The sequence below is a fragment of the Halomonas maura genome, assembly GCF_030409305.1.
Lineage (GTDB): Bacteria > Pseudomonadota > Gammaproteobacteria > Pseudomonadales > Halomonadaceae > Halomonas > Halomonas maura.
This window is the reverse complement of the sequence record NZ_JAUFPQ010000009.1, coordinates 439149-451308: the sequence shown is the minus strand read 5'-3', so window position 1 is coordinate 451308 and position 12160 is coordinate 439149. Positions and strand designations below refer to the sequence as shown.

Here is a 12160-nt window from a genome sequence, read left to right as displayed (position 1 = left end):
CGATGCCCGAGGCGCGTGACAGCGGGGCGACAGCGCGGTGAAGCGGCGATGACAGCCCCGTCGGCTCAGCGCAGCACCGTGGTCGGGTCGATGGGCTTGCCGCCGTGGCGCATGTCGAAGAGCAGGTCATGGCGTCCGCTGGCGGCATGCCGGCCGACTTCGCAGAGCGGCGCGCCGCGACGGACCTGCTTGCCGCTCTCGACCAGCAGCGTCTCGCACAGGGCGTAGACGCTCTGCAGGTTGTCGGGGTGATGGACGATCACCACCCGGCCCAGCTGGCGCATGCTGCCGGCGAAGCGCACCTGGCCAGCGGCGACGGCCTTGGCCCGGGCGCCCTCGTCGGTGGCCAGCAGCATCGGCTGAAGGGTGCCGCGGGCATCGGGGCCGAAGCGCCGGGCCACCCGGTAGTCGTCGAGGGGCCAGGGCCAGCCGCTGGCCTGGCGGGGCACCTCGCCGGGGTCCGGCAGCCGGGCCCGTGACGGACGGGACGCGGCCGGCTTGGTCGTGGGCCGGGCGGCCCGGCGGGCACCGCCCAGCGGCACCTGGATCAGCTGCCCGACCCTGAGGTCGGTGGCCGCGATACCGGGGTTGGCCGCCTCCACGCGGCCGGGGACCGTGCCGAAGCGCCGGGCGATGGCGGTATAGGTATCGCCGGGGCGCACCTGATAGCGGTAGGGGCCGCCGGAGGGCGCCCGCTCGCGGCCGCTGGGCACCAGGATGCGTTGCCCCACGGCGAGTCGACGGGGATCGACGCCGGGATTGAAGCGGCGCAGGCGGACCAGCGGCACCTCGGCGCGCCGGGCGATCTCGCCGAGGGTATCGCCGCGCTGGATGGTGATCCAGCTGCCGGCCAGCGGCGCGCCGCCGCGCAGGGCGCCCGAGGGCGTGCCGGCACAGCCCGCCAGCAGGATGACCAGCAGGATCAGGGCGAGTCGAGGGCGGCGTCCTTGGCCTGCCACAGGGCGTTGAGCCATGAGTGGAAGCGTTCCTTGTAGGTCGGGTCTTGGTGGTAGTCGCCTTGCTGCATCCAGGCCGGCACCGCCAGGCGCCGGGCCCGCAGGTGGATGGTTCGCTCGCGGCCGCAGAGGAAGTCCCAGAAGCGGGGGTCGGGATTGTCGTAGCTGATCGTCACGTCGAGGATGCCGCCGAGGCGGTCGCCGAGCAGGCCGAGGACCTGGGCGATGCCGCCGGCCCGGGGCGGCAGCAGGTGACGATAGGGGCTGCGCCGGGCGGCATGCTTGGCCGGCGTGAAGCGGGTGCCCTCGACGAAGTTGTAGATGGCGATGGGGCGCTCCCGGGCCTGGCGGCACATGCGCTCGGTCGCCTCCCGGTCGCGACGGGCCAGGTGCGGGTGACGTTCGCGCTGTTCCCGGGTCATGCGCCGCAACATGGGAAACTCCAGGGCCCAGAAGGCCAGGCCGACCACGGGCAGCCAGATCAGCTGGCGCTTGACGAAGAAGTGGGGCATGGGAATGCGCCGGTGCAGGGCCATGAACAGCACGAAGATGTCGGTCCAGCTACGGTGGTTGGAGAGCACCAGCCACCAGTCGTTGCGGGTCAGGCCGTCCGGCAGGTCCAGGCGCAGGTCGGGACCTATCCAGTGGCGCATCCACCAGAGGTTGACGTCGACCCACCAGCGGGCGACGGCGTTGAGGCCGGCGAGTACCCGGCGACGCAGGGGACGTCCCGGCGTGACCAGCTTGAGCAGGGTGAGCGCGATCAGCGGCACCGCCCAGAACAGGGTGTTGAGGGTCAGCAGCAGCAGGCTGACGATCCCCCTGAGGGTCGACATGCCGGTCTCCTTCGTCGTCATCGGGAAAGGCAATGCTAATGGATCACGGCGAGGGTGCCCAGAGGCGCGGGCAAGGCCCCCCGTCGGGGGCTCAGCGCTGCAGCTCGGGGAGGTCCCGGAACGCCTCCAGGGCCTCGGGGTTGGCGAGCGCCTCGCGGTTCTTCACCGGCTGTCCGTGGACGACGCTGCGCACGGCCAGCTCGACGAGCTTGCCCGAGCGGGTGCGCGGCAGGTCGTCGACCTGGAGGATCTTCGCCGGCACGTGCCGTGGCGTGGCGTTGGCACGGATGGTGTCGCGGATGCTCTGGCGCAGGGCGTCGTCCAGGGTCAGCCCCTCGCGCAGGCGCACGAAGAGTACCACCCGCACATCGTCCTGCCACTGCTGACCGATGCACAGCGACTCGAGAACCTCCTCGACCTTCTCCACCTGGCGGTAGATCTCGGCGGTGCCGATGCGCACCCCGCCGGGGTTGAGCACGGCGTCGGAGCGTCCGTGGATGATCAGGCCGTCCTCCGCGGTGATCTCGGCGAGATCGCCATGGGCCCAGATGCCGGGATAAGTGGCGAAGTAGGCGTCGTGATAGCGCCGGCCATCGGGATCGTTCCAGAAGCCGAGGGGCATCGCCGGGAACGGCCGGGTGCAGACCAGCTCGCCCTTCGCTTCGCGCAGCGGCCGGCCGTCGTCGTCGAGGACGTCCACCGCCATGCCCAGCCCGCGGCACTGCAGCTGTCCGCGGTAGACGGGGCGGATCGGGCAGCCCAGGGCGAAGCAGGAGACGATGTCGGTGCCACCGGAGATGGAGGCGAGCAGCAGGTCGGTCTGGATGTCGCGATATACATAGTCGAAGGACTCATGGGCCAGCGCCGAGCCGGTGGAGAGCACCGCGCGCAGCCGGGAGAGGTCGTGATCCCGGCCCGGGGCGAGGCCTTCCTTCTCGCAGGCCGCGAGATACCGGGCGCTGGTGCCGAACACCGTCACCCCCTCGCGTTCGGCCATCGCCCAGAGGGCATCGGGTGACGGCGCGAAGGGGGCGCCGTCGAACAGCACCAGGGTGGCGCCGCTGGCGAGTCCCGAGACCAGCCAGTTCCACATCATCCAGCCGCAGGTGGTGTAGTAGAAGAAGACATCGTCCGCGCCCAGATCGGTATGCAGGCGATGCTCCTTGAGGTGCTGGAGCAGGGTGCCGCCGGCGGCGTGGACGATGCACTTGGGCGTGCCGGTGGTGCCCGAGGAGTAGAGGATATACAGCGGCTGGTCGAAGGGCAGCGAAGCGAAGGCCAGGGTGTCCGCGTCTTCGGCCAGGAAGTCGTCCCAGGCCACCGCGCCCGGGATGTCAGCGAGCTCGGGTCGGTCGTCGAGGAAGGGGAAGACCACCACGGCCGCCAGGCCCTCGAGCGCCTCGGCGACCCGCGCCAGCCGCGGGCGGATATCGATCGCCTTGCCGTTCCAGGTGTAGCCATCGGCGGCGATCAGTACCCTGGGCGCGATCTGGCCGAAGCGGTCGAGTACCCCCTGGACGCCGAAGTCGGGTGAGCAGGAGGACCAGACCGCGCCGAGGCTGGCGGTGGCCAGCATGGCGATCACCGCCTGCTCCGCATTGGGCACCAGGCCGGCGACCCGCTCGCCGCGCGTCACGCCGCTGGCACGCAGCGCCGCGGCCAGGCGCGCCACCTGTCGATACAGCTCGCCGTAGCTCAGGGTACGCCGCCGGCCGCGTTCGTCCAGGGCGAGCAGGGCCGGGTGGTCGTCCCGGCGGCGCAGCAGGTTGGCGGCGAAATTCAGCCGGGCGTCCGGGAACCAGCGGGCGCCGGGCATCGCCTCGGGATCGACCAGCACCCGTTCGCCGCGGTGCTCGGCGACGATATCGAAGGTCTGCCACAGCAGCGACCAGAAGGCCTCGGGGTGGGCGAGGCTCCAGGCGTGCAGGGCCCCGTAGTCGCCCAGGGTATCGCCATGGGCGTCCTCGATGCGGCGCATCAGGTCCGTCATCTGGGTGGCCGCAATGGCCTCGGGGGACGGTTGCCAGACTGGGGTGGCCATACGCTTCCCTCCCGCGCCGTGCCGCGATGTCTACCCAGAGCTTAGCACCGGGGTCGACACGCTTTCCTGCAGCACCTCGCGCAGGGCCTGGGCGGCCACCGAGAGGTCATCGGCGCTGGGCGAGAGGATGCCCACCGCCCGCTCGATGATCGGCGCGTGCAGCGGCAGGCAGCGCGCGCCGAGTTCGTGCATCTGGTGGATACACAGCGAGGGGACGGCACTGACACCGAGACCGCTGGCGACCATGCGCCCGACGGTGGCGAGCTGATGGCTCTCGAAGGCCACCGGCAGCTCGATCCCCTGCAGGCGCAGCTGCTGCTCGAGGAGCCGGCGGACCATGGAGGGGCGCTGCAGGGTGATGAAGTCCTGGGTCAGCAGGGCCGGCCAGTCGATCGCCGTGCGCGCCGCCAGTGGCGAGCCGGCCGGGACCACGGCGACGAAGCGGTCCAGGTACAGCGGGGCGAAGTGCAGTGACTGGGCGGCCTCGGGCTCGAAGGCGATGCCCAGCTCGACGCGTCCCTGGTGGACCATGTCGATGACCTGCTCGTTGATGACGTCGTGGACGGTCACGTTGATGCGCGGATAGCGCCGGCGGAAGGCCATCAGCACGTCGGGCAGCAGGCTGCCGGCGAAGGACGGCATGGCGGCCACGGCGACGCGGCCCAGGCGCAGGGTGAAGCGCTGGCGCAACAGCTCCTCGGTGTTGTCCCAGTCGGCCAGCAGGCGCTTGGCCAGCGGGACCAGGGACTCGCCTTCCGGGGTCAGTCGCACGCTGCGGGTGCTGCGGGTCAGCAGTCGTCCGCCCAGGCTTTCTTCCAGGCCCTTGATGGTCAGGCTGAGGGCCGGCTGGGAGAGGTGGAGCCGCTCGCAGGCCTGGGTGAAGCTCAGGGTCTGGGCCACGGCGAGGAAGGCCCGGAGTTGCTTGACGGTCATGGGTGGCCTCCGCGGCGGCGTCGATTGATATGAAATATAAAATAATCGATAAGAAAAACAAACTTAACAAATATATTGCCTGCCGCGACACTGCCAGGACCGCGATAACAACCATCCTCCAACCATCTGAGGCAGCGATATGGCCGGATTCGACAAGCGTGTGCATTCCTATGAAGAGGCGATGGCCGGCATCGAGAGCGGTATGACCGTCATCGCCGGTGGCTTCGGGCTGTGCGGGATCCCCGAGAACCTGATCGCCGAGATCAAGCGGCGGGGCGTCAAGGGCCTGACCGTCTACTCCAACAACTGCGGCGTCGACGGCTTCGGCCTGGGCCTGCTGCTGGAAGACCGCCAGATCGGCACCATCCATGCCTCCTATGTGGGCGAGAACGCGCTCTTCGAGCAGCAGATGCTGGAAGGCGAGATCGAGGTGGTGCTGACCCCGCAGGGCACCCTGGCCGAGAAGATGCGGGCGGGCGGCGCCGGGATTCCCGCCTTCTACACCGCCACCGGTTACGGCACCCCCATCGGCGAGGGCAAGGAGGTCCGCGAGTTCGCTGGCCGGCACTATATCCTCGAGGAATCCGTGGTGGGGGACTTCGCCATCGTCAAGGGCTGGAAGGCCGACCGCTACGGCAACGTCGTCTATCGCGACACCGCCCAGAACTTCAACCCGCTGGCCGCCACCGCGGGCAGGATCACCGTGGTCGAGGTCGAGGAGATCGTCGAGCCCGGCGAACTCGCACCGGATCAGATCCACACCCCGGGCATCTACGTCGATCGCATCATCCAGGGCAGTTTCGAGAAGCGCATCGAGAAGCGCACCGTCCACCAGGGCTGAGCGCGGCACGCGACCCCGCGGCCGGCCACCGGCCGGCGGCTTCTCCCACCAGAGACAAGAGGCAACAAGATGGCACTGACTCGCGAACAGATGGCAATGCGCGTGGCGCGCGAACTCGAAGACGGCTTCTACGTCAACCTGGGCATCGGCATTCCCACCCTCGTCGCCAACCATGTCCCGGACGACATCGACGTGATGCTGCAGTCCGAGAACGGCCTGCTCGGCATGGGGCGCTTCCCCACCGAGGAGGAGGTGGATCCGGACATGATCAACGCCGGCAAGCAGACGGTCACCGCCCGGCCGGGCGCGGCGATCTTCTCCTCGGCGGAGTCCTTCGCCATGATCCGTGGCGGCCACGTGGATCTCACCGTGCTGGGCGCCTTCGAGGTCGACCAGCACGGCAACATCGCCTCCTGGATGATCCCGGGCAAGCTGATCAAGGGCATGGGCGGCGCCATGGACCTGGTGGCGGGAGCCGAGAACATCATCTGCACCATGACCCACGCCTCCAAGCACGGCGAGTCCAAGCTGCTGGAGCAGTGCAACCTGCCGCTCACCGGTGCCGGCTGCATCAACCGGGTGCTCACCGACCTCGCCTACCTGGAGATCGAGAACGGTGCCTTCGTGCTCAAGGAGCGCGCCCCGGGCGTGTCCGTCGAGGAGATCGTCGAGAAGACGGCCGGCAAGCTGATCGTGCCGGATCACGTGCCGGAGATGACCTTCGCCGACTGACGAGGCTCGTCTCGTCTCGCCTCGGCCCGGACTCCGTGTCCGGGCCGAGGCGTGTCGAGATGTCGAAAAGATGACCATCCCAAGCGATACCCCGCTGCCAGGCCGGTCCCGGACGCTTGTCCGTCCCCGGTGCACAGCGTTATCCACAGAATCTGTGGATGGTCCGCTCAGCTGAGCTCGCAGCGGGTATGGTGGGGGAGCAGCAGCTCGACGGTGCGCTCCTGGTTGGCACTGACCTGCTTCTGGACGAGCGCCAGCCCGCCCAGGGACAGCCGATGCTCATCGCCCTCGGCGAAGGCCAGCCGACGGGGCTGCGTCGGGTAGAAGCGGTAGTCCAGCAGGGGGGAAATCGGCAAGACGCCATGGTGTCGGTCGGCGTTACCGGTCAGGCCACTGTCGCGCAGGCGGGCGTCCAGCCGGCCGATGTCCTCGCCGAGGCGTCCGCAGTCGAAACCCGGGTGATGCAGCCGGGGCCCCATCACCGCCAGCCAGCCGGCCAGCGGATGGGCGGCCGCGAGGGTCTGGTAACTGGCCCAGTCGGGCATCGGCCAGGGCCGGGCGCGACACAGCAGGTTCTGGCCTCGGGTCGCCTCGGGCGGAGCCTGTGCCACCAGTTGCTCCAGGGCCGCCCGGGGATGTCTCGAGAGGGTGCCGAGCTGCAGCTCGGCGAGCACCAGCCAGGCGCCCTCGTCGGGGGCGGCCAGCAGCGTCACCAGCAGTCCGCGGTCGGCCATGGCGTAGCGCTGCACCGGGCGGTAGCCGAAGCGCACCAGGGTCGGCAGCAGCGCCTCCATCGACCAGGGGCCATGATTGAAGGTCAGCAGGGCCAGATATTCCGGTGGGCTCTCCACCGGCCACAGCCGCAGCCCGCCAATATCCGGGTGGTGGTGGACATAATCCAGCCATAGCTGCTGAACGAACTCGTCACGTTGCATCCTGCCTTGCCCTCTGTACTGGTGCCCTGTGCGCTGCCTCTACGCAGTGTAAGCGGCGGGGGTGTGGGCAGATTCAACGAGGCAGAATGCCGGGTCCCGAAACGCGAAAACCGCCCGTAGGCGGTTCTCGGGACGTGGCGCCGGAGGCTCAGACGCTGGCGGTCAGCCACTCCTGGTCGCGGGCGTACTGGTCGAACTCGGTGAAGCCACCGACATGGGCCTGGTCGACGAAGATCTGCGGCACGGTCTCGACCGGCTTGCCGATGGTCTTCTCCATATCGGCCTTGGTGATGCCTTCCTCGTGGATATCCACGTAACGGAAGCCCTGGATGGCGCCGGCGCCTTCGAGCTTCTCGGCGAGTGCCTTGGCGCGCACGCAGAACGGGCAGGCGGGGCGACCGAAGATAACGACGAACATCAACTACTCCTTGCATCCGTGGATGCGTGAAAGGGGTCGGTAAAAAACTGGCGACATTGTGAACGAGCGCAGCGGATTTGGCCAATAGGCGAGGCCTGATGGGGTCATTACAAGGGACTATCGGCCGGGCCTCAGAAGGGTTCCAGCTCGCTGGCATCGGCGCGGCGCAGCAGGTTGCCGAGCTCGTCAAAGAGGGCGGGGCTGGTGACCAGCAGGTTCTCGCCGTAGAGCTCCTCGGGGATGCCGCCGGGACCGGGATAGAGATGGCCGGTGCGGGCCCCGGCCTCCCGGGCGATCAGCAGGCCGGCGGCGAAGTCCCAGGGCGAGACGCTCTCGTAGTAGGCATCGAGGCGCCCGCAGGCCACGTCGCAGAGGTCGAGGGCCGCCGAGCCGTTGCGCCGCACGTCCTGGCAGTGGGTGAGCACGGCCATCAGCCGGCGCATCAGCGGCGGGCGGCTGTCGCGCCGGTAGGGGAAGCCGGTCCCCACCAGGCTGCGTTCCAGGTGACGGGTGCGGCTGGCCTGGATCGGCTCGCCGTTGCACCAGGCGCCGCGGCCGTCCAGGGCCGTGAAGGTCTCGTCGAGGAAGGGCGCGTGGACCACCCCGAGCTTGAGATGTCCGCCGCTCACCCAGCCGATGGAGACGGCCACGTGGCGCAAGCCATGGGCGAAGTTCACGGTGCCGTCGATGGGGTCCACCACCCACATGTCCTGGGTGTGTTCGAGGGCCTCGCGGTCGGGGGCCAGCTCCTCGCTCAGGCGGTGCTCGTCGGGGAAGCTCGCCGCCAGTCGCTCACCGATATAGGTGTCCACCTCGACGTCGGTATCGGTCACCAGCTCCTGGCCATTCTTGAAGCGGTGCGCGATGCCGCCTTCCTCGCGGGCCTCGGCGATCAGGCGCCCGGCGTGGCGGGCGATGTCGACGGCGATCTCGAGGCGGTTCTCGGGGCTCATGACGGCTCCTCGGGCAGGGGGAAGGACGCCTTCATGCTAGCAGTTCGCCTGGTCCCTGCCGAATGCCGGGCCGAGCCCCTATACTGTCGCCCCGATAGTCTCCGGAGGATGACATGCAGGCATTGACAGCCGAACAATATGCCCGGCTGCAGCAGCTGGCCCGGGCCTGGGAACGGGCGTATCTCAGGGCGGCCAAGGCCGAGACGCGCTACAACCCCCGGCTGGGCGTGGATGCGCTGTGCTTTCAGCCCCATGCCCTGGCGGCGGGGCGCGAGGTGCTGCTCGGCGCGCTGATCACGCCGCTGTCGCTGTCGCTGGCGCTGGTGCCGCTCCAGGACGAGCCGCCCCCCGCGGCCGAGGCCCTGCGGCGGGTGACCCTGCCCTCCGGGGTCTATCCGTTCCGTCCCCTGGTCCTCGAGGCACAGCCCGGGCTGTGGGTCTGCGAACTGCTCGATGACCTGTCCGATGTCGGCTCGCTGCAGGAGGGCAGCCGCCTGGCCCAGCGATTGATGGAAAGGGTCATGACGCCGCCCTGAACTGGTGCTGTGCGTGGCTGGCCCTTATGCTGGACGGGCCCACCTCCCGGCAATCCTCAAGGAGTCGACATGACCGCAACTGCCCCTACCCCCCGCGTCGCCCTGGTCACCGGGACCAGCAGCGGCATCGGCGAGGCCGTGGTACGCCACTTCTGCGAGCAGGGCCACCAGGTGTTGGCCGTGGACTTCAATCCCGCCGGCCAGGAGCTCGCCGAGCGGGCCGGGGCCGTGTTCTTCCAGGCCGACCTGACCGATGGCGCGGCCTGCAAGGCGGCGGTCCAGGAGGCGCTGAAGCGCTTCGGCCACCTGGATATCCTGGTCAACAACGCCGGCATCCAGCACGTCTCGTCCATCGAGGACTTCCCCGAGGACCAGTGGCGCCGCATCATCGACCTGATGCTGACCGCGCCCTTCCTGCTGACCCAGGCGGCCTGGCCCTCGATGCGCGAGGGAGGCTGGGGGCGTATCGTCAACGTCGCCTCGGTGCATGCCCAGGTGGCCTCGCCGGGCAAGGCCGCCTACATCAGCGCCAAGCACGGCATGATCGGCCTGACCAAGACCGCCGCGCTGGAGGGCGGCAGCCAGGGCATCACCGCCAATGCGATCTGCCCCGCCTACGTGAAGACGCCGCTGGTCGACAACCAGATCGCCGACCAGGCCAGGCTGCACGGCATGGAGGAGCGGGAGGTGATCGAGCAGATCATGCTCAAGAACGCCGCGGTCAAGCGGCTGATCGATCCCGCCGAGGTGGCCGCGTTGGTCGGCTACCTGGCCTCGGACGCCGCCGGGGCGGTCACCGGCGCCAGCTGGAACATCGACCTGGGGTGGACGGCGCAATAAGCGTCAAGCGGGAAGAGTGGCGCGTTGCGCCTGGAAGAGCCGGGCTTCGCCCGGAGCTGTAAGATCGCCCGCTTCGCGGCCGCAAGCTGGAAGCTTGAAGACCCCCCTTGACTCGGGCTCTGGCGACCACTCGCTGCTTTCCAGCTTCCAGCTTCCAGCTTTATCGCCTTACCGGGCGCTTCTGCAGCTTGCGCTGCAGGGTGCGGCGGTGCATGCCCAGCGCCCTGGCGGTGGCGGAGATGTTGCCGTCGTGTTCCTGCAGCACCTTCTGGATGTGTTCCCAGGTCAGGCGGTTGATCGAGGGCGGGTGGTCCGCCACCTCCGCCTCCGGGTCGCCCTCCTCCCTGGCCAGGGCGGCCAGCACCTCGTCGGCGTCCGCCGGCTTGCACAGGTAGTTCACCGCGCCGAGCTTGATGGCCTCCACCGCCGTGGCGATGCTCGAGTAGCCGGTCAGCACCACCACCCGGCAGTCCGGGGCCAGCTCCAGCAGCTCCGGCAGCAGCTTGAGCCCCGATTCCTGCTCCAGCTTGAGGTCCAGGGTGGCCAGCTCCGGCTGGTGCTGGCGGGCCAGGGAAAGGGCCTCGACGCCGTCATGGGCCACCAGGACCTCGAAGCCGCGCCGGCTCATGGCGCGATGCAGCACATGGCAGAACATCTCGTCGTCGTCGATGATCAGCAGGCGTTGGGCGATGTCTTGCATGGCATCCTCGCGGGGAATCGTTGACCGGGCGGCTCAGGCCGCGGGGTCGCTGCGGGGCAGGGTCACCTCGGTCAGGGTGCCGCCCTCGGGATGATTGTACAGGCGAACGCCGCCGCCGAAGCGATTGATGGTGGCATGGGTCAGGAACAGGCCGATGCCGAGCCCCTTGCTCTTGGTGGAGACGAAGGTGTCGCCCAGCTGGTCGGCGATGGACAGCGCCACCCCGGGACCATGGTCACGGATGTCGATCACCACCTCCTCGTCGTTCCAGTCGAGCTGGATGGTGATGTCGTCGGGGTTGGCGTCGGCGGCATTGTTGAGCAGGTTGGTCAGCGCCTGGTCGAGGGTGGCGTCCACCGCCAGCCGGGGCTGGCCTCGCCTTGCGGCGATCTCGAGGCGATGCGCCACGTCCGGGCGCAGCACCAGCCAGCGCTGCACCACGGCGGCGAGCCAGTCGCCGGCCTCGCGAACCTCGGGCTGGGCCATGCGGCGACGATCGGCGTTGTCCACCAGGTGGCGCAGGCGCGACTTGCAGATATCGACCTGCTGGCGCAGCAGGTCGATGTCGCTCTCCAGCTGGATGTCGCCCCGGGCGTCCTGGCGCATCTCCTTGAGCAGCACGGCCATGGTCGACAGCGGGGTGCCCAGTTCGTGGGCGGTGCCGGCGGCCTGGGTGGCCACGGCGAGCACCTGCTCGTTGCGCAGCACCGCCTCCCGGGTGCGCGACAGCGCCTGCTCCCGGCTGCGCAGGGCCCGGGCCATCTTGTAGAGGAAGAAGGTCACCAGGCCGGCGGACAGCGCGAAGTTCAGCCACATGCCCAGGGTATGCAGGTTGATGGTGGTCTCGGCGTGGGGCATGCCGAGCCGCGGCACCGGATGGTAGACGAACATCAGGAAGCTGTAGCCGGCCATGGCCGCGGCGGCGATGGTCCAGGCATGGCGCCAGGGCAGGGTGGCGGCGGCGATGGTCACCGGCACCAGGTAGTAGTTGATGAAGGGGTTGGTGGAGCCGCCGGTGAAGTAGAACAGCAGGGTCAGCCCGGCCACGTCGGCGAGCAGGTGGCTCAGGTACTCCCGGTGGGTGACCGCGCGGGGACGCCCCAGGCGCCACCAGGTGGCGACGTTGATCAGGCCCATCACCAGGATCACGCCGATCACCGCGGGGAGGTCCAGGGCGAAGCCAAGCCCCTCGACGCCGATGATGATGCCGGCCAGGAACCCCGTCCAGGTGATCCCGCGCACGATGGTCAGGCGCACCAGGTTGCGGTTGGGGGTGGACAGCGGCAGGGGCAGGGCGGCTTGCATGGGGACTCCGCGGGCGGTCGGTGCCGCGATGATAACCGATTGCCCCGGTACGATGCCTCTCCGGCTCCGCGGCGATGTGTCGCCCGGCTGTCCGTGGCGGGCCCAGCCTGTATATTGGAGGTTGCGAATTCTTG

At 69.2% G+C, this 12160-nt stretch carries 13 protein-coding genes; 4 read left to right on the top strand and 9 right to left on the bottom strand.

Features of this window, described 5'->3' with window-relative positions:
• Positions 1-65: 65 nt before the first annotated feature.
• The 4 genes from QWY76_RS04180 to QWY76_RS04165 form a co-directional block, all read right to left on the bottom strand.
• Positions 66-974 (bottom strand): LysM peptidoglycan-binding domain-containing protein, encoded by a 909-nt coding sequence (locus QWY76_RS04180; RefSeq protein WP_290309849.1) that lies wholly within the window; start codon positions 972-974, stop codon positions 66-68.
• Complete coding sequence (gene yihG, locus QWY76_RS04175) at positions 923-1792, bottom strand: 1-acylglycerol-3-phosphate O-acyltransferase, YihG family (RefSeq protein ID WP_290309848.1); 870 nt, start codon at positions 1790-1792, stop codon at positions 923-925. The genes QWY76_RS04180 and yihG overlap by 52 nt, the downstream gene beginning before the upstream one ends.
• A gap of 91 nt (positions 1793-1883) precedes the next feature.
• The gene (locus tag QWY76_RS04170) at positions 1884-3833 is read right to left on the bottom strand and encodes an acetoacetate--CoA ligase (protein WP_290309847.1); all 1950 of its coding nucleotides are present in this window, start codon (positions 3831-3833) and stop codon (positions 1884-1886) included.
• Positions 3834-3863: 30 nt separating this feature from the next.
• Positions 3864-4766: a LysR family transcriptional regulator gene (locus QWY76_RS04165; RefSeq protein WP_290309846.1), complete on the bottom strand. Its 903-nt coding sequence runs from the start codon at positions 4764-4766 to the stop codon at positions 3864-3866.
• Between the two features lie 139 nt (positions 4767-4905).
• Here QWY76_RS04165 and QWY76_RS04160 point away from each other — a divergent pair, with 139 nt between their 5' ends.
• On the top strand, positions 4906-5607 hold the full coding sequence (locus tag QWY76_RS04160; RefSeq protein WP_290309845.1) for a CoA transferase subunit A: 702 nt from the start codon (positions 4906-4908) through the stop codon (positions 5605-5607).
• Between the two features lie 69 nt (positions 5608-5676).
• Entirely contained in the window at positions 5677-6339 is a 663-nt protein-coding gene (locus QWY76_RS04155; protein WP_290309844.1) for a CoA transferase subunit B, read from the top strand.
• Between the two features lie 167 nt (positions 6340-6506).
• Here QWY76_RS04155 and QWY76_RS04150 read toward each other — a convergent pair whose 3' ends face one another.
• From QWY76_RS04150 to QWY76_RS04140, 3 genes are all read right to left on the bottom strand, one after another.
• Positions 6507-7274 (bottom strand): VOC family protein, encoded by a 768-nt coding sequence (locus QWY76_RS04150; RefSeq protein ID WP_290309843.1) that lies wholly within the window; start codon positions 7272-7274, stop codon positions 6507-6509.
• Positions 7275-7422: 148 nt separating this feature from the next.
• Positions 7423-7692: a GrxA family glutaredoxin gene (locus QWY76_RS04145; protein WP_290309842.1), complete on the bottom strand. Its 270-nt coding sequence runs from the start codon at positions 7690-7692 to the stop codon at positions 7423-7425.
• Positions 7693-7823: 131 nt separating this feature from the next.
• A complete protein-coding gene (locus tag QWY76_RS04140) occupies positions 7824-8645 on the bottom strand; it encodes an inositol monophosphatase family protein (protein ID WP_290309841.1) in 822 nt (273 codons plus the stop codon).
• Between the two features lie 113 nt (positions 8646-8758).
• On the opposite strand from QWY76_RS04140, the gene hybE reads away from it, so the two are divergent.
• Together hybE and QWY76_RS04130 are read left to right on the top strand one after the other, a co-directional pair.
• A complete protein-coding gene (gene hybE, locus QWY76_RS04135; RefSeq protein ID WP_290309840.1) occupies positions 8759-9181 on the top strand; it encodes a [NiFe]-hydrogenase assembly chaperone HybE in 423 nt (140 codons plus the stop codon).
• Positions 9182-9250: 69 nt separating this feature from the next.
• Positions 9251-10021: a 3-hydroxybutyrate dehydrogenase gene (locus QWY76_RS04130; protein WP_290309839.1), complete on the top strand. Its 771-nt coding sequence runs from the start codon at positions 9251-9253 to the stop codon at positions 10019-10021.
• A 160-nt stretch (positions 10022-10181) separates the two neighbouring features.
• Here the strand turns inward: QWY76_RS04130 and QWY76_RS04125 are convergent, their stop codons facing one another.
• Together QWY76_RS04125 and QWY76_RS04120 are read right to left on the bottom strand one after the other, a co-directional pair.
• The gene (locus tag QWY76_RS04125) at positions 10182-10721 is read right to left on the bottom strand and encodes a response regulator transcription factor (RefSeq protein ID WP_290309838.1); all 540 of its coding nucleotides are present in this window, start codon (positions 10719-10721) and stop codon (positions 10182-10184) included.
• A gap of 33 nt (positions 10722-10754) precedes the next feature.
• A complete protein-coding gene (locus tag QWY76_RS04120; protein ID WP_290309837.1) occupies positions 10755-12026 on the bottom strand; it encodes an ATP-binding protein in 1272 nt (423 codons plus the stop codon).
• Positions 12027-12160: the final 134 nt, after the last annotated feature.